At 71.9% G+C, this 19,578-nt stretch carries 14 protein-coding genes and 1 pseudogene; 7 read left to right on the top strand and 8 right to left on the bottom strand.

Translation table 11 applies throughout. The features are described from left to right. Positions 1-3: 3 nt before the first annotated feature. The 7 genes from K311_RS0110785 to coxB are packed head-to-tail and all read right to left on the bottom strand — an operon-like array spanning position 4 to position 5,588. A complete protein-coding gene (locus K311_RS0110785; RefSeq protein WP_051239969.1) occupies positions 4-558 on the bottom strand; it encodes a hypothetical protein in 555 nt (184 codons plus the stop codon). Then, positions 555-1,280 (bottom strand): SURF1 family cytochrome oxidase biogenesis protein, encoded by a 726-nt coding sequence (locus tag K311_RS0110780; RefSeq protein WP_026817320.1) that lies wholly within the window; start codon positions 1,278-1,280, stop codon positions 555-557. The genes K311_RS0110785 and K311_RS0110780 overlap by 4 nt, the downstream gene beginning before the upstream one ends. Positions 1,281-1,329: 49 nt before the next feature. Beyond that, entirely contained in the window at positions 1,330-2,205 is an 876-nt protein-coding gene (locus K311_RS0110775; RefSeq protein ID WP_026817319.1) for a cytochrome c oxidase subunit 3, read from the bottom strand. Positions 2,206-2,237: 32 nt separating this feature from the next. Further along, on the bottom strand, positions 2,238-2,825 hold the full coding sequence (locus K311_RS0110770) for a cytochrome c oxidase assembly protein (RefSeq protein WP_026817318.1): 588 nt from the start codon (positions 2,823-2,825) through the stop codon (positions 2,238-2,240). Next, complete coding sequence (locus K311_RS18915; protein WP_281168218.1) at positions 2,822-2,953, bottom strand: hypothetical protein; 132 nt, start codon at positions 2,951-2,953, stop codon at positions 2,822-2,824. Before K311_RS18915 ends, K311_RS0110770 begins: the two co-directional genes overlap by 4 nt. A 37-nt stretch (positions 2,954-2,990) precedes the next feature. Next, positions 2,991-4,649 carry a cytochrome c oxidase subunit I gene (gene ctaD / locus K311_RS0110760; protein ID WP_051239967.1) on the bottom strand — a complete coding sequence of 553 codons (1,659 nt, stop codon included), beginning with the start codon at positions 4,647-4,649 and terminating at the stop codon, positions 2,991-2,993. Positions 4,650-4,673: 24 nt separating this feature from the next. Then, a complete protein-coding gene (gene coxB / locus K311_RS16535) occupies positions 4,674-5,588 on the bottom strand; it encodes a cytochrome c oxidase subunit II (RefSeq protein ID WP_051239965.1) in 915 nt (304 codons plus the stop codon). Positions 5,589-5,926: 338 nt separating this feature from the next. Between coxB and putA the strand changes: the two genes are divergently transcribed. Then, a complete protein-coding gene (gene putA, locus K311_RS0110750; protein WP_026817316.1) occupies positions 5,927-9,082 on the top strand; it encodes a bifunctional proline dehydrogenase/L-glutamate gamma-semialdehyde dehydrogenase PutA in 3,156 nt (1,051 codons plus the stop codon). 108 nt (positions 9,083-9,190) lie between these two features. Here putA and K311_RS16530 read toward each other — a convergent pair. Next, positions 9,191-13,426: pseudogene (locus K311_RS16530) on the bottom strand (DEAD/DEAH box helicase); the annotation flags it as partial. Positions 13,427-13,922: 496 nt separating this feature from the next. Here K311_RS16530 and K311_RS0110740 point away from each other — a divergent pair. The 6 genes from K311_RS0110740 (at position 13,923) to K311_RS0110715 (ending at position 19,550) form a co-directional block, all read left to right on the top strand. Beyond that, positions 13,923-15,533: an ExeA family protein gene (locus tag K311_RS0110740; protein WP_026817315.1), complete on the top strand. Its 1,611-nt coding sequence runs from the start codon at positions 13,923-13,925 to the stop codon at positions 15,531-15,533. Then, a complete protein-coding gene (locus K311_RS16525) occupies positions 15,533-16,261 on the top strand; it encodes a general secretion pathway protein GspB (RefSeq protein ID WP_051239962.1) in 729 nt (242 codons plus the stop codon). The genes K311_RS0110740 and K311_RS16525 overlap by 1 nt, the downstream gene beginning before the upstream one ends. 13 nt (positions 16,262-16,274) lie before the next feature. After that, on the top strand, positions 16,275-16,955 hold the full coding sequence (locus K311_RS0110730; protein WP_026817314.1) for a rhomboid family intramembrane serine protease: 681 nt from the start codon (positions 16,275-16,277) through the stop codon (positions 16,953-16,955). Next, complete coding sequence (locus K311_RS0110725) at positions 16,952-17,275, top strand: DUF1820 family protein (protein ID WP_026817313.1); 324 nt, start codon at positions 16,952-16,954, stop codon at positions 17,273-17,275. Before K311_RS0110730 ends, K311_RS0110725 begins: the two co-directional genes overlap by 4 nt. Further along, positions 17,275-19,044: an O-linked N-acetylglucosamine transferase, SPINDLY family protein gene (locus K311_RS16520; RefSeq protein ID WP_051239960.1), complete on the top strand. Its 1,770-nt coding sequence runs from the start codon at positions 17,275-17,277 to the stop codon at positions 19,042-19,044. Before K311_RS0110725 ends, K311_RS16520 begins: the two co-directional genes overlap by 1 nt. Before the next feature lie 77 nt (positions 19,045-19,121). Beyond that, positions 19,122-19,550 (top strand): hypothetical protein, encoded by a 429-nt coding sequence (locus K311_RS0110715; RefSeq protein ID WP_026817312.1) that lies wholly within the window; start codon positions 19,122-19,124, stop codon positions 19,548-19,550. Positions 19,551-19,578 lie beyond the last annotated feature (28 nt).

Genomic DNA, 19,578 nt, shown 5'->3' with positions numbered 1-19,578 from the left:
GGATCACCTGATCACGCGGCCCAGGTCCTTGCGCAGCCCGGACGGGTCGAAGCCGTGAGGGTAGCGCAGCACCAGCCAGCCGGCCGGGTCGGCGACGTAGACCGGCAGCTGCCCGACCAGCACCGGGTCGGGCAGGCGCGCGACCAGCTCCGGGTTCGGGCCCATCGGAACGAAGGCGGGAAAGGACGGCGCGCCTTCCGGCACCTCGCCGACCCACAGCACCTGCAGGCGCTCGGCATGCCGGCCTTCCGCGAGCCAGACCCGGTGCAGGGTGTCGATCAGGCGCACGCAGGGTTCGCCGCAGTCGTGGGCGGGGGCGACGATGATCGACCAGCGCCGTTCTTCCGGCTGCCAGGCGAAGGCGCTGCCGTCGGCACGGGTGACCGGCAGCTCGCGCAGGTCCGGATAGGGCTCGAGCAGCTCGCCGAAATTGCGCGTGCCCGACGGCGCCCAGCCGCCGAAGAAGAGCGCCGCGGCGACGCCGAAGCTGCCGAGGAACAGCGCCGCCACCAGCAGCAGCTGCAGGCGCTCGCGGGTCAGGAACGGGGTCGGAGTCACGATCGGGATTTCCTGCGCAGGTTGAGCACCACGGCGATGATCGCCAGCGTCGCCGCCAGTCCGAACCACTGCACCGCATAACCGCGATGGCGTTCCGGCGGCAGCGTGTTCGCGAGCATTTCCAGGTCGCGTTCGAAACCGAGCGGCAGCGCCGGGTCCAGCCGCAGCACGCGGTCGGCGAGTCCCGGCGCCGCCAGCACGCCGGCCAGCTGCGCCGGATCGATGCGGGTCGCCAGCCAGGCCCCGCCCTTCTGCTCGACGCCCGGCCCGAGCACCAGGCCGGTCGCCGGCGGCGGCACCAGCAGGCCGGCCAGCGGGTGCTCGCCCTGCGGGCATGCCGCGCCCGGCAACGTGCGGTCACCCGGCAGCGGCAGCCAGCCGAGGTCGACCAGCAGCGGCGCTGCCGCCGGCGCGTCGGCGCCAGCCAGCGGCGTCGCGACGCAGTACAGCCGCACGCCGACCGCCTGCCCGCGGCGCTGGTTGTCGAGCCAGACCGGGGCGCCGCCGAAGCGGGCGCGGCCTTCGACCCGGACCGCGTGGAAGCCCGGCGGCGCCGGCGCGGCGAGCGCGGCGGCCAGCGGCTGCGGCGCCGCGACCAGCGCGGCCTCGGCGGCGGCGAGCTGTTCGCGCTTGACCTGCTCGCGGCCGAGCTGCCAGCGGCCGAGCGCGCAGAACGCGACGACCAGGACCAGCGCGAGCAGGTTGAGGGCGAGACGCCTCATCCGGGGCGCCCCGCGAGGATGCCGTTCCGGCCTTCGCCGCGCGCGTCCGTTACAGGACGTACACGAACAGGAACAGGCCCAGCCACACGACGTCGACGAAGTGCCAGTACCAGGCGACCGCCTCGAAGCCGAAGTGGTGATCCTTGCTGAAGTGCCCGCGCAGGCAACGCAGCCAGATGATCGCCAGCATCACGGTGCCGAGGAACACGTGCATGCCGTGGAAGCCGGTCAGCATGAAGAAGGTCGCGCCGTAGATGCCCGACGACAGCTTCAGGTTCAGCTCCTGATAGGCGTGGATGTACTCCTCCGCCTGGAAGAACAGGAACACCGCGCCGAGCACGACGGTGGCTCCGAGCCAGAACAGCAGCTTGCCGCGCTCGTTGGCCTTCAGCGCGTGGTGGGCGATCGTGATCGTCACGCCCGAGGTCAGCAGGATCAGGGTGTTGATCAGCGGCAGGCCCCAGGCCGGGATGGTCTGGAAGTCGCCGCCGACGCCGGCGGGACCATTGGTCGGCCAGCCGGCCGAGAACGCGTTCCACAGGTACTGATTGGTCAGGGCGCCGTCGCCCTCGCCCGACAGCCACGGCAGCGCGTACTGGCGCGCGTAGAACAGGGCGCCGAAGAAGGCAGCGAAGAACATCACTTCCGAGAAGATGAACCACATCATTCCCATGCGGAACGAGGCGTCGACCTTGTCGTTGTACCGGCCCGCGACCGATTCGGAGATCACGTTGCCGAACCAGCCGAACAGCACCGCCAGCGTGGCCAGCAGGCCGACCAGGAACACCGGCTTGCCCCACATCGCGCCGTTGAACCAGTTGGCGACGCCGACCGCCGTCACGAACAGCGTGATCGAACCGACGAACGGCCACGGACTGTGGTGCGGGACGTAATAGATGTTCGGGTCGTCGTGGGTCTGTGCCATGGGGTTCCCCGGTCTTTCCTTGTGGGCGTTGGTCACGGCGCGGAGCGGGCCGCCGGGGGCAGGTCGCCCCGGGCGACGATCCGCGCGGTCGCGTCGTCGTTGCTGAAGAAGGTGTAGGACAGCGTGATCGTGCCGACTTCCTCCGGCAGCGCCGGGTCGACCACGAAACGGACCGGCATCTCCCGCTCCTCGCCGGCCAGCAGCAGCTGTTCGGTGAAGCAGAAGCACTCGGTCTTGTTGAAGTAGATCGACACCGCCGACGGCGCCACCGACGGCGCCGCGTTGCCGACGATCGGATGGTCGGACAGGTTGCGCGCGAGGTAGGTCGCCTCGTAGATCCGCCCCGGTACGACCTGCATTTCGAGCTGCTGCGGCCGGAAGGCCCACGGCAGCTTCGAGTTCACGGTGCCGTCGAAGGCGATCGTGACGGTGCGCGACTCGTCGACCTGCAGGCCGGCGACGTGCTGCTCGCCGGCCGGGCCGTTCTCGAGCTTGATGCCGAAGACCTTCTCGCAGGCGATGTAGTACAGCGGCACCATCGAGAAGGTGAACACGAAGGCGCCGACCGCGACCAGCGCGATGCCGCCGACGCCGAACTTCTTCTTCGCCGGCGCGCTCACGGCAGCACCGCCTTGGCGATGAAGCCGACGAACACCGCGATCGCCACGGCCGCCGCGATCCACGCCGTGCGGCGGACCGCGCGGCGGCGGTTCTCGTCGAGCTGGCTGGTGGGGGTGCGGGGGTTCATGGCGTCGGGAGCGCGCCGTCACCGGCGCGCGCGGTCCTCAGTGGGTGATGTCGCCGTGGGCGAGGTCGCCGTCACGGATGACCGGCGGCACGGTGAAGGTGTGGTGCGGGGCCGGCGACGGCACCGTCCATTCCAGGCCCTTGGCGTTCTCCCACACCCGGTCGGTCGCCTTCGGGCCGCCGCGGACGGTCGACCAGACGATGTAGGCGAACAGCAGCTGGCTCAGGCCGAAACCGAAACCACCGATCGTCGACCACATGTTGAAGTCGGCGAAGGCCATGTTGTAGTCGGGCACGCGGCGCTGCATGCCGGCCAGGCCGAGGAAGTGCTGCGGGAAGAACAGCAGGTTCACGAAGATCGTCGAGATCCAGAAGTGGGTCTTGCCGAGCTTCTCGTTGTACATGTGGCCGGTCCACTTCGGCAGCCAGTAGTAGGTGCCGGCCATGATGCCGAACACCGCGCCGGTCACCAGCACATAGTGGAAGTGCGCGACCACGAAGTAGGTGTCGTGGTACTGGAAGTCGGCCGGGACGATCGCCAGCATCAGGCCCGAGAAGCCGCCGATCGTGAACATCACGACGAAGCCGAGCGCGAACAGCATCGGCGTCTCGAAGGTCATCGAGCCGCGCCACATCGTCGTGACCCAGTTGAACACCTTCACGCCGGTCGGGATCGCGATCAGCATCGTCGCGTACATGAAGTACAGCTCGCCGCCCTTCGGCATGCCGACGGTGAACATGTGGTGCGCCCAGACGATGAAGGACAGGAAGGCGATCGACGCGGTCGCGTACACCATGGCCTGGTAGCCGAACAGCGGCTTGCGGGCGAAGGTCGGGATGATCTCCGACACGATGCCGAAGGCCGGCAGGATCATGATGTAGACCTCGGGGTGACCGAAGAACCAGAAGATGTGCTGGAACATCACCGGATCGCCGCCGCCGGCCGCGTAGAAGAACGAGGTGTCGAAGTACTTGTCGGTGAGCAGCATCGTCACCGCGCCGGCCAGCACCGGCATCACCGCGATCAGCAGGAAGGCGGTGATCAGCCAGGTCCAGCAGAAGATCGGCATCTTCAGCAGGTCGACGCCCGGGGCGCGCATGTTGAGGATGGTCGCGATGATGTTGATCGCGCCCATGATCGAGCTGATGCCCATCAGGTGCACCGCGAAGATCAGGAACGCGGTGCTGTTGCCCATCTGCAGCGACAGCGGCGGGTACATCGTCCAGCCGCCGGCCGGACCGCCGCCGCCGATGCCGAACAGCACCTGGCCGAGGGTCGGCAGCAGCAGCAGGGTGAAGGCGAAGGGCAGGATCCAGAACGACCAGTTGTTCATGCGCGGCAGCGCCATGTCCGGCGCGCCGATCTGCAGCGGGATCATCCAGTTGCCGAGGCCGACGAAGGCCGGCATCACCGCGCCGAAGATCATCACCAGCGCGTGCATGGTGGTCATCTGGTTGAAGAACTCCGGCTCCACCAGCTGCATGCCCGGCTGGAAGAGCTCGGCGCGCACGACCAGCGCCATGCTGCCGCCGATGAAGAACATCACCAGCGAGAACACCAGGTACAGCGTGCCGATGTCCTTGTGGTTCGTGGAGTAGAACCAGCGCTGGAAGAACGACTGCTTGTGACCGTGGTCGTGGTCGTCGTGCGCCGCCGCCGTCGCATTCACGTCGTGGGCCGTGTAGTTGCTTGCCATGGGTTCAGCCTCTGGGATTCTTGATCAGCGCGAGCCGCCGGCAATGGCCGGGGCGTCGGTGGCGTCGGTGGCGGCGATGCGGGCGGCCTCGACCAGGTCGCCGGCTTCCTGCGCGGCGAGCCACGCCTCGTACTCGGCCTTCGGGACCGCCTTGACGACGATCGGCATGAAGCCGTGGTCCTTGCCGCACAGCTCGGCGCAGACACCGCGATAGGTGCCCGGCGTGCTGATGTCGGTCCAGGCGTCGTTGATCACGCCCGGGATCGCGTCCTGCTTCCAGCCCAGCGCCGGCACCCACCACGCGTGGATGACGTCGTCGGAGGTGAAGACGAAGCGGATCTTGGTGTCGGTCGGCAGCACCAGCACGTTGTCGACGTCGCGCAGGTAGTGCTCGTGGCCGGCGGCGTTCGGATCCTCGCCGCTCTGGCGGATGCGGTCCGAACGGCGGTCGAGGCGGCTGATGAAGTTGACGTTCGTCGGGCGGCCTTCGTAGCTGACCACCTCGTAGCGCCACATCCACTGGTAGCCGGTGACCTTCACGACCATCGTGGCGCCGCTCGAGTCGTACTGCTCCAGGACCTTCTTCGTCGCCGGCACCGCCATGATCACCAGGATCAGCACCGGGATCGTCGTCCAGATCAGCTCCAGCTTGGTGCTGTGGGTGAAGTCGACATCGGGCTTGGCGCCGGCCGACTTGCGGAACTTGACGATCGCCACCGCCATCGCGCCGAACACCACGACGCCGATCGCCACGCAGATCCACAGCATCAGCATGTGCATGTCGTAGGCGTTGTGCGCCGTCTGGGTGACGCCGCGCGGCATGTTCAGCTGCCAGCGCTCCGGCTCGTAATCGGCGGCCATGGCGGTGGCGCTGGCCATCGCGGCCGCCGCCACGGCGGCGAACCTGGCGACAATGGCGCTTGCTTTCATCGCATTCATCACGAACTTACCCCGACGTTGGTCCTGGTTCCGCCCCGGCCCTGGCCGCTGCGGTGATGCTGTCGTCCCCTGCCGCGCCGTCGCCGGAAAGGCCGAAGCGCGCCGGACCGGGAGCCCTGGGGCCCCGGAGCCGGGCGGCGCCGATGCGGGGGCCGGTCGTGGCGAGCCACGCCGGCCGGGGAAAAATCCCGGCAATTTTAGCGGCCGCCGTCCGAGGGCGGCAAGCCGAGCGCTGTCCGGCCTTCACCCCGGACACCGTACGGTGCCTTTCACCACCCCGGGTGCGGCACTAGAATCCGCTTCCTCGCGCAGCGCGCCGTCGTTCCCCGGATTCCCCCGTGAGCCCGATCCTGAGCCCCGAGCTGCCCGCCGCGGTCCCGCCGCTGCGCGCGGCCATCACCGCCGCCTGGCACCGCGACGAGGCCGAGCACCTCGCCGACCTGCTCGAACAGGCGCGCCTGCCCGCCGAGGCCCAGGCCCGCGTCCAGGCCACCGCCGTCGAGCTGGTCGAGCGCACCCGCCGGCGCGCCGCCGACCCCGGCATGGTCGAGGCCTTCATGCGCCAGTACGACCTGTCCAGCGAGGAAGGCGTGCTGCTGATGTGCGTGGCCGAGGCCCTGCTGCGCATCCCCGACCGCGGCACCGCCGACAAGCTGATCCGCGACAAGCTCGGCGACGCCGACTGGGACCGCCACGTCGGCCAGTCCAGCTCGATGCTGGTCAATGCCTCGACCTGGGGGCTGATGCTGACCGGCCGCATGGTCAACCTCGCCGGCGAGACCCGCCGCGACGCGATGGGCGCCTTCCGCCGCCTGGTCGGCCGCGCCGGCGAACCGGCGATCCGCCTCGCGGTGCGCCAGGCGATGCGCATCATGGGCCACCAGTTCGTCATGGGCCGCAGCATCCAGGAAGCCCTGGAGCGCAGCCGCAAGGGCGAGCAGGCGCGCTACATGTATTCGTTCGACATGCTCGGCGAGGCCGCCCTGACCCAGGCCGACGCCGACCGCTACCTGCGCGCCTACGAGGACGCGATCGCCGCGATCGGCGCCGGCGGCCCCTACCCCGACGTGCTCACCGCGCCGTCGATCTCGGTGAAGCTGTCGGCCCTGCATCCGCGCTACGAGGTCGCCAAGCGCGCCCGCGTGCTCGCCGAGCTGACCCCGCGCGTGCTGGCACTGGCGCGACTGGCGAAGGCGCAGGGCATCGGCTTCACGATCGACGCCGAGGAGTCCGAGCGCCTCGAACTGAGCCTGGACGTCATCGCCGCCGCCTTCGCCGATCCCTCGCTGGACGGCTGGGAGGGCTATGGCCTCGCGGTGCAGGCCTACCAGAAGCGCTGCCCGTTCGTGATCGACTTCCTGGCCGACCTCGCCCGCCGTGTCGGCCGGCGCATGCCGGTGCGCCTGGTCAAGGGCGCCTACTGGGACAGCGAGATCAAGAAGGCCCAGGCCGAGGGCTACGCCGGCTATCCGGTGTTCACCCGCAAGGCCAACACCGACGTCAGCTATCTCGCGAACGCGCGGCGGATGTTCGCCAACCACGATGCCCTGCATCCGATGTTCGCGACCCACAATGCGCAGACGATCGCCGCGATCCACCACTTTTCGGAAGGCCGCCGCTTCGAATACCAGAAGCTGCACGGCATGGGCGACGACCTCTACGCCGAGGTGATCCCGGCCGACCGCTTGAACGTGCCCTGCCGTGTCTACGCGCCGGTGGGATCGCACGAGGACCTGCTGCCCTACCTGGTGCGGCGCCTGCTCGAGAACGGCGCCAACTCCAGCTTCGTCAACCGCATCACCGACGAGTCGCTGCCGGCGGCCGAGCTGGTCGCCGATCCGGTGGCGACCGTCGCCGCCTACGCCAGCAAGCCGCATACCCGCATTTCCCAGCCGCGCGACCTGTACCGGTTCGCGGGCGAAGCCAGGAACAATTCGATGGGCGCCAATCTTTCCAACGACGACACCCTGGCCGCGCTGGCCGACCAGATCAATGCCGCGGTGAAGCCGTGGGCGGCGACACCGCTGGTGCCGGGCGCGAACCCGAGCGGCGCCGCGATCGCGGTGAGCAATCCGGCCGACCGCCGGCAGCGGATCGGCGAATGGACGCCGGCCGATGCCGCCACCGTCGAGCAGGCACTGAAGAACGCGGTCGCCGCGCACGAGGGCTGGGATTCGACCCCGGCCGCCAGCCGCGCGGCGATCCTCGAGCACGCCGCCGACCAGCTCGAGAAGCGCATGCCGGAGTTCATCGCGCTGTGCGTGAAGGAAGCCGGCAAGTCGCTGTCGGCCTCGGTCGCCGAAGTGCGCGAGGCGGTCGACTTCCTGCGCTATTACGCGCTGAAGGCGCGCGAGCAGTTCGGCCAGCCGATCCCGCTGCCGGGCCCGACCGGCGAATCGAACCAGCTCAGCCTGCACGGCCGCGGCGTGTTCGTCTGCATCAGCCCCTGGAACTTCCCGCTGGCGATCTACCTCGGCCAGATCGCCGCGGCGCTGGCGTCCGGCAATGCGGTGATCGCCAAGCCGGCCGAACAGACCACGCTGACCGCCTTCGTCGCCACCCGGCTGCTGCACGAGGCCGGGGTGCCGAAGGACGTGCTGCAGTTCCTGCCCGGCGACGGCGCCACCGTCGGCGCGGCGCTGACCCGCGACCTGCGCGTCGACGGCGTCTGCTTCACCGGCTCCACCGAAACGGCGTGGGCGATCAACCGCGCCCTCGCCGGCCGCAACGGTCCGATCGCCGCGCTGATCGCCGAGACCGGCGGCCAGAACGCGCTGATCGCCGACTCCTCGGCGCTGCCCGAGCAGCTGGTGAAGGACGCGATCGCCAGCGCCTTCGATTCCGCCGGCCAGCGCTGCTCGGCGGCGCGCGTGCTGTTCGTGCAGGCCGACATCGCCGACAAGGTGGTGAAGATGCTCGCCGGCGCGATGGACGAGCTGGTCGTCGGCGACCCGGCGCTGCTGTCGACCGACGTCGGCCCGGTGATCGACGAGGACGCGCGCAAGGTGCTGGTCGAACACGCCGCGCGCATGGACCGCGAGGCCACCCCGATCAAGGCGGTGACGCTGCCGGAAGCGACCGCGCACGGCAGCTTCTTCGCGCCGCGCGCCTACGAGATCGCCTCGCTGTCGCAGCTGCAGCGGGAGGTCTTCGGTCCGGTGCTGCACGTGATCCGCTGGAAGGCCGACGAGCTCGATGCCGTGCTCGATGCGATCAATGCCACCGGCTACGGCCTGACCCTCGGCATCCACTCGCGCATCGACAGCACGATCGCGCGCATCGCCGCGCGGGTGAAGGTCGGCAACTGCTACGTCAACCGCAACCAGATCGGCGCCGTGGTCGGCGTGCAGCCCTTCGGCGGCGAAGGCCTGTCCGGCACCGGCCCGAAGGCCGGCGGCCCGCACTACCTGCTGCGCTTCGCGACCGAGCGCACGATGACGGTCAACACGACCGCGGCCGGCGGCAATGCCTCGCTGCTGACTTTGGATGACTGAGGAGATGGAGCGAGTTCGTACGAGGTAGGAGGTAGTGAAGCCGCTCGCCGCGAACTGGCGATCACGCGCGGACCCGCTCCACTCCCTCTTACCTCCTATCTCCTATCTCCTATCTCCTACCTCCTGACCCACCGGGAGGCCGTCGCGAAAAGCGACGCGGTTGCCGGCCACCCGCGGCACCCGCGCCCCCGGCAGCACGCTGCCCAGCAGATTGGCCGGATCGGCCGCCGAGACCTCGATCACCGCGCCGTCGTGCGGCCGCTTGCGCACCGCGCGCAGCGCGGCGAGCGCTTCCGGCAGCGCGAACTGTTCGCCGGCGATGCCGGCGATGAAGCGGCCGCCGCGGATCTCGCCCCGGGCCTCGAGGCGGTGGTAGACCCGCAGCAGGTCGCGCCACGACGGCAGCCAGGCGGGTTCGCGTTCGAGCAGGCGCCAGCAGACCACGCCGTAGCGGCGCAGCAGCACGCGGGCGACGTGTTCGACCGGATCCGGCGCATCCTCGGCGGGAGACAACGGCGCCCGCAGCAGCGCCCAGCGGCCGGCGTCGCCGAGGTCCGGCGCCATCCGCCGGCGCGCATGCGCACCGCGGCCGCCGAGCCGCTTCGACGGCGGCACCAGCAGGATGCGCAGGCCGGCGAAGCTGTCGCAGTGCACGCGGCCGCGCACGACCAGTTCGGCGATCGCGTCCTCGAGCTCGACCCGCAGCAGCCGCGTCGCCGCCATCAGGTCGTCGAAGAACGAGGCCCCGTGCTCGGCGAGATGGGCGGCGACGCGCGCCGCGCGTGAACCGAGCTGGCCGTCGTCGGGCCGCGGCGGCGCCACCTGCAGCCACAGCGGCGCATTGCGTCGCGGCAGCAGCACGATCGGCGTCGTCTTCAGCGACAGCCCCTGCGGCCCGGCGGCGGCGTCGAGACTGGCGGCGCGCAGCCGCGCCCACAGCGTGCGGCCCGAGGTGCAGGCCTCGTCGAGCCAGTCGCGCGCGTAGTCGGCCAGGCGGGCCGGCAGCAGTTCACCTTCCCACAGCGAAGCCGGCGCCTCAAAACCCTCGAGGCGTTCGAGCACACGCTGCAGCGACTCCGGCCCGCGCTGCCGCGTTTCCGGCGACAGGTACTGCCAGTCGAACAGGAAGCGGGCGAAGTCGCGCGGTTCCACTGGCTCGATCTCGCGGCGCAGGCGACCCAGGGTGTAGCGGTGGATGCGCGCGAGGAGGTGGCGTTCGCACCATTCGGTGGCGGTGGCGTCGGGACTGAAGCGGCCCTGCATCGCGCTGCCCTCGCGCTGCAGCGCCAGCAGCGCGAGTTCGATGTCGGCGGCGGGCAGGTGCAGCGCCGTCACGAGCGCGGGGACGGTGACCGGGCCGAGGCCGCCGAGACGGGCGCGCAGCAGTTCGCGCAGCGCGGCGTCTGCATCGCCTTCGGCCTCGCAGCCGGGCGGCACCGCGATGTCGGGCTCGATGGACGCGCCCGGATACCGCTGGCGCAGCGTCGCCAGGCGTTCGGCGGCGACCCATAGGCCTTCGAGGCCGTCGCCCGGGAGGAGCCGCGTCGCGCGGCCGTCGCCGGCCAGCATCTGCAGCCACGGACGCCAGTCGTGACCGTCGGCGCCGGCGGCCGCCTCGGCGTCGGTGACGACACCGAGCGCGAGCAGCGCCTCGTGCATCTCGTCGGCCGAACGCGGCGCCGGCCAGGCCTGTTCCCGCACAGCGGCGATCGCATCGGCGTCGAGCGCGCCGAGCGCGCCGGCATCGTCGGCATTCCAGCGCCGCGACTGCACCGCCTGGGTGCGCCGCTCCTCCAGCGGCGCGTCGTCGAGGAAGGCATAGGGCTTGGCCGCCAGCACTTCCGCCGCCAGCGGCGACGGCGCCGGCAGGTCGCGTGCGTGCAGCCTCACGGCGCCGGACTCGAAACCGCGCAGCAGCGCGAGGAAACCGTCGGCGTCCATCGCCTCGTGCAGGCAGTCGCGCAGGGTCTGCGCGACCAGCGGGTGCTCGGGGATCTCGCGCTCGCCGACCAGGTTCTCGGCGCAGGCGACCTGATCGGGGAACACCGCGGCGAGCAGGTCCTCCGACTTCATGCGCTGCAGCTGCGGTGCCACCTTGCGGCCGCCGACGAAGCGCGGCAGCGCCAGCGCGGTGGTCGCGTTCCAGCGCCAGCGCACGCCGAACAGCGGCGCGTCGAGCAGGGCCTGCACCAGCACGTCGAGGGCGGTGTTCGAATGCAGGTAGCGGCCGACCTCTTCCAGCGGGAAGCTGTGGCTGGTCGACAGCGAGAGCACGATCGCGTCCTCGGTCGCCGCCGCCTGCAGCTCGAAATTGAACTGCCGGCAGAAGCGCTTGCGCAGCGCCAGGCCCCAGGCGCGGTTGATGCGGCTGCCCAGCGGCGCGTGGATCACCAGCTGGGTGCCGCCGGATTCGTCGAAGAAGCGCTCGAGCACGATGTCGGTGTCGCTCGGCAGCACGCCGAGCGCGGCCAGCGCGCGGCCGAGGTAATCGACGATCTGCTCGGCCGCCGACAATGGCAACCCCAGCCCGTCGCGCAACCGCCACAGCGCTTCCGCTTCGCCGCCGGCGTGCAGCGCCGCCTCGACCTCGCGGCGCAGGCGCGAGACCGCCGCCGAGAGCTCATCGCTGCGCCCCGGCGCCTCGCCGAGCCAGAACGGGATCGACGGCGGCGCGCCCTGGGCGTCCTCGACCCGCACCCGGCCCGGCTCCACGCGCAGGATGCGGTAGCTGGCATTGCCGAGCTGGAACACGTCGCCGGCCAGGCTCTCGACCGCGAAATCCTCGTTGACCGTGCCGATGTTCTGCGCCGCCGGTTCAAGCAGCACGGCGTAGTCGCCGGTCTCCGGAATCGTGCCACCCGACATCACCGCGGTCGTGCGGGCGCCGCGGCGCTCGCGCAGGCGATGGTGCACGGCGTCGCGATGCACGTAGGCACCGCGCTGGCCGGCGCGGGTCGTGAAGCCTTCGCTGAGCATGCGCACGACGGCGTCGAAATCGGCGCGCGCGAGTTCGCGGAAGGTCCAGGCGCGGCGCATCAGCGCGAACAGCGCGTCCTCGTCCCATTCGTCGGTGGCGGTGGCGGCGACGATCTGCTGCGCGAGCACGTCCAGCGGCGCCGGCGGGATGCGCAGCCGGTCGAGTTCGCCGCGGGCGATCGCGTCGAGCAGGGCCGCAGATTCGACCAGTTCGTCGCGGGTCTGCGGGAACAGCCGCGCCTTCGGCACGCCGCCGACGTGATGGCCGGAACGGCCGGCGCGCTGCAGGAAGGTGGCGATCGAACGCGGCGAGCCGAGCTGCACGACGAGGTCGACATCGCCGATGTCCAGGCCCAGTTCCAGCGACGCCGTCGCCACCAGCAGCTGCAGTTCGCCGGCCTTCAGCCGCTGCTCGGCGAGCAGGCGCGCATCGCGGGCGAGGCTGCCGTGGTGGGCGGCGACGCGCTCGCGGCCGAGGCGTTCGCCGAGATGGCGGGCGGCGCGCTCGGCCATGCGCCGGGTGTTCACGAACACCAGGGTCGTGCGGTGGTCGCGCGCGAGTTCGGCGACGCGGTCGTAGACCTGGTCCCACTGCTCGTGCGACATCACCGCCGACAGCGGCGTCGGCGGCAGCTCCAGCGCGAGATCGCGGCGCGCGGTGTAGCCGATGTCGACGATCTCGCAATCCGGCACGCCGTCGCGCACATGCCCGGCACCGACGAGGAAACGCGCGACCTCGTGCACCGGCTTCTGCGTCGCCGACAGGCCGATGCGCAGCGGCGGCGTCGCGCACAGCGCCTCGAGCCGCTCCAGGGTCAAGGCCAGGTGGCTGCCGCGCTTGTTGCCGGCGACCGCGTGGATCTCGTCGACGATCACCGTGCGCACGTCGGCGAGCAGGCCGCGGCCGCCCTGCGAACCGAGCAGCACGTACAGCGATTCCGGCGTCGTCACCAGGATGTGCGGCGGCGTGCGCAGCATCTTCTGCCGCTCGCCGGGCGGGGTGTCGCCGGTGCGCACCGCGGTGCGGATGGCGACGTCCTGCAGGCCCATCGCCGCGAGCTCTTCACGGATGCCCGCCAGCGGCGCCTCGAGATTCAGCGCGACGTCGTTCGACAGCGCCTTCAGCGGCGACACGTAGAGCACGAACGTGCGGTCCGGCAGCCCCTCGGGCGAGAGGCCACGGCGGACGAGGTCGTCCAGCGCCGCGAGAAAGGCTGTCAGGGTCTTGCCCGAGCCGGTCGGCGCCGCCACCAGCGCATGCCGCCCGCCGGCGATCGCCGGCCACGCCCGCGCCTGCGCCGGCGTCGGCGCCGCGAAGCGCCGCTCGAACCACGCCCTCACCGCCGGATGAAACCCCATCGCCTCCATCCCCCCAGCTTGGGGCCCCTCCCGGCGTTTCCCAAACCGCATTGTGGTCTGACTGGCCGCGGGGCCGCCGCGACGTGTGGCTCTTTCTCGTCCAGGCGTTCCGTCGAAAGACCACACGCCACGGCGCCCCCGCGCCCGCAGTTCACAGGCGGTTCGGGAAACGGCGGGCGCTGCCTGGGTTTCGTTTTCGGCGACCGGAGACCGCCTGGCGAGGCCGAAGTTCTCGAAGCGGGTCGGATCGAATCGGATTCGCTTTGCCATCCTGCTGTTCGACGGATGGGCCCACATGCCAGAGGGTCGCGCCGGATCGGGTTCCGGCGTCGACGAAAGCCTCGACCGAGGGGCCGTCGTGACGTGTGGTCACGCGACGGAACGCCTGGACGAGCGTGAGCCACACGTCGCGGCGGCCCCTCGGCGACGGAAGCTGGACGGGCCGGAACCTGAAGCGGCGGGAGCCAAAATTTGGCAGGCTGGGGGTCTTTCCGACGGATCCCGCATGTATCTCGAGCATTACGGCCTGCGCGAGCCACCGTTCTCGATCACGCCCGACCCGCGATTCGTGTTCCTCAGCGATCGCCACCGGGACGCGCTCGCGCACCTGCTGTTCGGCATCGGCCAAGGCGGCAGCGGCGGTTTCGTGCAGCTCACCGGCGAGGTCGGCACCGGCAAGACGACGATCTGCCGGCTGCTGCTCGAGCAGCTGCCGGAGAACACCCGCGTCGCCCTGGTGCTGAACCCGCGGCTGAGCCCGGTCGAGCTGCTGGAGACGATCTGCGAGGAGCTGCGGCTCGACATCACCGGCAAGCGCGGCAGCGTCAAGGCCCTGTTCGACGCGCTCAGCGCCTACCTGCTCGACGCCTATGCCGAAGGCCTGCGCGTGGTGCTGATCGTCGACGAGGCGCAGAACCTCAGCGTCGAGGCGCTGGAACAGGTCCGCCTGCTGACCAACCTCGAGACGCCGACGCAGAAGCTGCTGCAGATCCTGCTGCTCGGGCAGCCCGAGCTGCGCGACCTGCTCGGGCGCGAGGACCTGCGCCAGCTCGCCCAGCGCATCACCGCCCGCTTCCACCTGACCCCGCTCGACGCGGCGGAAACCGATGCCTACCTGCGCCACCGCTGGGCGGTCGCCGGTGGCCAGCGTTTCCCGTTCACCAAGCTCGCGGTGAAGCGCATCCACGAACACGCCGGCGGCGTGCCGCGGCTGGTGAACATCGTCGCCGAACGCGCCCTGCTCGGCGGTTATGCGCACGACAGCCTGCAGATCGGCGAACAGGACGTCGACCGCGCCGCCCGCGAGGCACTGGCGCCGCGGCTGGCGCGGCTGCCGCGGCCACGGCTGGCAGCGGTGGTCGCGGTCGTGCTGGCGCTGCTGATCGCCGGCTTCGTCTGGCTGCGGCCGCGACCGCTGCCGCCGCCTCCGGAATCGACACCGGCCGCCGCCGTGGCCGCGCCCGAGCGCCCGCCGGTGGTGCCCTATCTCGAAGGCGACGGCCTCGAAGCGCGGCTGCGCCTCGCCGGCGCCAGCCCGGCCCCGGCCGCGGCGGAGCTGCTCGGGCTGTGGGCGGTGCGCGCCGAGGAAGCCGGCATCGCCGACGCGATCGCCTGCCCGCCGGTGCTCGCGTCCGGGCTGTTCTGCGTGCGCGGCCGCGGCAGCCTCGACAAGCTCGCGGCGCTCGGCCGGCCGGCGCTGCTGCGCCTGCACAGCAGCGAGGGCGAGGCCTGGGCGGTGCTGCTCGGCGCCGGCGCGACGCGGGTGCGCCTGTGGCTGGCCGGCGGCCGCTTCGACACCGACCGGCTGGCGCTGGCCCGGCACTGGCGCGGTGACTACGTGGCGCTGTGGCGCGGGCCGGACTTCCTCGCGAAGGTACCGGCGAGCGGCGACACCGGCCCCGCGGTCGACTGGGTGCACGACCGCCTGCGCGAGCGCGCCGGCCTCGAGGCGCCGCAAACCGGGCCGGCGGTTTTCGATACCACCAGCGTGGCCGCAGTGCGCCGGCTGCAGGCGGCGAACGGCCTCGCCGCCGATGGCGTCGTCGGCCCGGAAACCCTGCTCGCGCTGGCCGCGCGCGACGACATCGGTCCGCATCTGCGCACGGGGCTCGACTGATGTCACTGATCCTCGAAGCCCTGCGCCGTTCCGAGGCCGAGCGCCAGCGCGGCAAGGCACCGGGCCTGTTCGTCGAGCAGGCGCCGCCGGTGCGGCCGCCGACGCGGCGCTGGCCCGCTTGGGTCTGGTTGCCGTCGGCGCTGGTGCTGCTGCTGGCTGCGGGCTGGGGCTGGCGGGAGTGGAGCCGGTCGGGAGACCGTGGCGCGACCGCCGCCACGACCGGCACCGCGCCGGCGACCGCCGCGGCGTCCGAAGCGGCGACCGTCGGGCCCGCAGCGATGCCCACGACCGCGCCCGTGCCTGCCGCGAGCGCCATTCCCGGACCACCGGCGGCCGCACCGGCGCCGCTGCCTGCGCCGGTGCCTGCGCCGCCTGCGCCGACGCCGGCGCTGCCGCGTACCGATCCGGTGCCCGCGTCGCCGCCCGCCGCGCCGCCGCCGGCGCCGGTCGCGGACCCCGCTCCCGCCGCGGCGGTGGCGCCGGTCGACACTGACGCTGGCCTGCTCCGCCTCGCCGAACTCGCGCCCGGCGCGCGCGCGGCCTTGCCGCCGCTGCAGCTGACGATGCACGTCTACAGCGAGGATCCGGCACGCCGCTTCGTGATCGTTGATGGCCGCCGGCTCGGCGAGGGCGGCATCGCCGGCGACGGCCTGGTGGTCGAGGCCATCCGCCGCGACGGCATCGTGCTCGTGCACGACGGCCGCCGCCTGCTGCTGCCGCGGCCCTAGGTCGGCGCCGGCGATGTTCGTCGAACTGCCGACCCGCCACCGCCGCCGCTGGCGCTGGGCGACGCCGCTGCTGGCGGCGCTGATGATCGCCGCCTACGTCTGGCTGGCGCTGCTCAGCGACGACGCCGGCTGGCGGCAGACGCTGCTGCGCTGGGGCACGCTGTCCGGCAGCGTCACCGAATGGCGGGCGGCGCTGCGCGACGAGCGCCTGCTGACCCTCGTCAGTGCCCTGTTCATCCACGCCAATCTGGTGCACCTCGTCGGCAACCTGCTGTTCCTGCTGATCTTCGGGCTGCCGGCGGAACGGGCGATGGGGCCGTGGCGCTACCTGCTGCTGTTCCTCGCCGGCGGCGCCCTGGCGAACCTCGCGGCGGCATTGCTGATGGGCACGCCGGCGCGCTCGATCATCGGCGCCAGCGGCGGCGTGTCGGCGGTGATCGGCGCCTATCTCGCGCTGTTCCCGTCGGCGCGGCTCGGCGTCGTCGTGCCGCTCGGGCTGTGGCTGGAATTCGTGCGTGCGCCGGCGGCGCTGCTGATCGGCCTGTGGGCGGTGCTGCAGCTGGCCTTCACCTTCGTCGGCCCGAGTTTCGGCGCGGTGGCGTGGTGGGCGCACCTGGCGGGCTTCCTCGTCGGGCTGGTGTTCGCGCTGGTGCAGAAGCCGGTGCTGGCGCGCCGCGCTAGACTTTCGCCATGAGCACGCGTGTCCTCTACAAAGTCAGTTTCCTCAGCGGCGGCCGCATCTACGAGCTGTATGCGCGACGCGTCGGCAGCAGCCCGCTGTGGGGTTTCACCGAAGTGGCCGACCTGGTGTTCGACGTCGGCGACGGCGTCGTGATCGATCCGGTCGAGGAACGCCTGCGCGACGAATTCGCCGACACCCGCGTGCTGCACCTGCCGATGCAGAGCGTGCTGCGGGTCGAGGAAGTCGACCGCAAGGGCGCCGCAGCGATCCGCGACGCGGGCAGCGGCGACAAGGTCGTCACGCCTTTTCCGCTGCCCGCCAAGCCGCGCTGATGCCGCCGCCGGGCGGCAACGCGCTGCTGGCCCAGGCCACCGCCGCTTTCCGCGCCGGTCACCTGCACGAGGCGCTGCGCCTGCTCGACGCGCTGGTGCGCGCCGAACCGGGCAATGCCGACGCCTGGAATCTCGCCGGTGCCAGCTGCCACCGCCTGCGCGAATACGCGGCCGCCGCGCGCTACTTCGAGCGCTCGCTGGCGATCCGTCCGCGCGCCGGGGTCGGTGTCAACCTCGGCTTCGCGCTCGAGCGCCTCGGCCGCGGCGACGATGCGCTGCGCGCCTACGTCGAGGCGACGCGCACCGAGCCGACGCTGGCGATCGCGTGGCAGAAGCTCGGCGCGCTGCACGAAGCGCGCGGCGAGGCGGCCGCGGCGCTGGCGGCGTGGCGGCGCGCGTTCGCGCTCGACCGCGACGACCTGCGCAGCCTCGGCGACGCGCTGAGCCTGCGCCGCGACGGCGCCGACTGGGATCAGGCGGAGACGCCGACGCCGTCGCTGCTGCTGGAGACCTTCGCGCGGGTGCCGCGCAGCGACTTCCCGCCCGGCCTGCTGCTGGCGCTGCCGGAAGCGGACGCGGCCGTGCAGCACGTGGCGGCGGCGAAGTTCGCGCGCTCGCAGTGGGAACCGCTGCTGGCGGCACCTCCGCTGGCGGCGCCGGCACGCGCGCACGATGGTCCCCTGCGGATCGGCTACCTGTCGGCCGATTTTCGCGGCCACGCGGTGTCTTTCCTGACCCTCGAAGCGCTCGCCGCGCACGACCGCGACGCCGTGCACGTGTCGCTCTACGCCTACGGGCCGCCGGCCGGCGACGATCCCTGGCGGCAGCGCGCGATCGCGCTGGCCGACGCCTTCGTCGACATCGACGCGCTCGACGACGAGGCCGCCGCGCGGCGGATCGCCGCCGACCGCGTCGACGTGCTGGTCGATCTCGGCGGCTACACCCGGCATGCGCGCGCCGGCATCCTCGCGCGGCGCCCGGCGCCGGTGCAGGCGCACTGGCTCGGCTACGTCGGCACGCTCGGCGATGCGCGCCTCGCCGGCTACGTGATCGGCGACGCGGTGGCGATCCCGCCCGCGGTCGCCGCCCACATGGCCGAGCGGGTGGCGCTGCTGCCGCGCTGCTTCCAGGCGAACGGGTCGCTGCAACCGCTGCCGCCGCCACCACCGCGGGCGGCGCTCGGGCTCGGCGAAGACGCCGTCGTCTTCTGCAGCTTCAACCAGGCGCACAAGCTGCACCCGGCGCTGTGGGACGACTGGTGCGCGATCCTGCGCGCGGTACCGCGGGCACAGCTCTGGCTGGTCGTGCCGAAGGCGGCCGGCGGCGCCGACCGGCTGCGCCGCGAGACCGAAGCCCGCGGCGTCGATCCCCGGCGGCTGGTATTCGCGCCGATGGCCCCGCGCGACGCCCACCTGGCGCGGCTGCAGCAGGCCGACATCGCCCTCGACACCTGGCCCTACAACTCCGGCACGACCGCCAGCGACGCGCTGCGCTGCGGCGTGCCGTTGCTCGCCTTCGCCGGCGACACCTTCGCCGGACGCATGGCCGCCAGCCTGCTGGGTGCCGCCGGCCTGCGCGACTGCCTGCGCGTCGACCGCGCCGACGTCGTCGCCGAAGCCGTGCGCCTGGGCAACGACGACCGCGCACGCGCGGCGCTGCGGCGGGAGGTCGCGGCGCGGATTCCGGCCAGCGGCCTCTACGAGCCCGCCCGGATCGCGCGCGAGCTCGAGGACCTGTATCGCTGGATGTTCGTCCAGGAGGCGAGATGATCCGGAGGGCTGGGTGGCGCAGCCGGACGGCCGGCCCTGGGGGTTAGGATGACCGTGGCAGCCCGGGGAGACTTCGCATGGCCACAGAACCCGAAGCCCTGACCTGGCGCGTGCGCGGACGGGCCGCGCTGTGGGTGCTGCTGCTGGCGGCGAGCCTGGCCGCCCTCGGCATCGCTGCCGCGACGACCGCCTCGATCGCGCTGGTGTACCCGGAAACCCACTACCGGGCTTCGCACGAGGTGCTGCCGGCGTTCACCGAATTCGTGCTCGACGGCGCGTTGATGTGGCCGTTCTGGCTCGCCGGCGCCTTCGTACTGTCGGTGCTGCTGGCGCTGGTCGCGTGGTGGCGGGCGCGCTCGTTCCACGGCCTGCACAACCTGCTGGCGCTGCTGGCCTGCCTCAACCTGCTGCTGGCCTTCGCGGCGACCGCGGCGGTACTCGCCGGCTATTTCGTGCTGCCGGAAACCAAGACCGAGGCCGGCATCCGCGCCGACGCCGCCCGCTGAACCGCAAAAGGGTGCCGGGCACGAAAAG

This window comes from Arenimonas composti TR7-09 = DSM 18010, assembly GCF_000426365.1.
In the GTDB taxonomy this organism is placed as follows: Bacteria; Pseudomonadota; Gammaproteobacteria; order Xanthomonadales; family Xanthomonadaceae; genus Arenimonas; species Arenimonas composti.
This window is presented reverse-complemented; position numbering and strand designations above follow the sequence as displayed.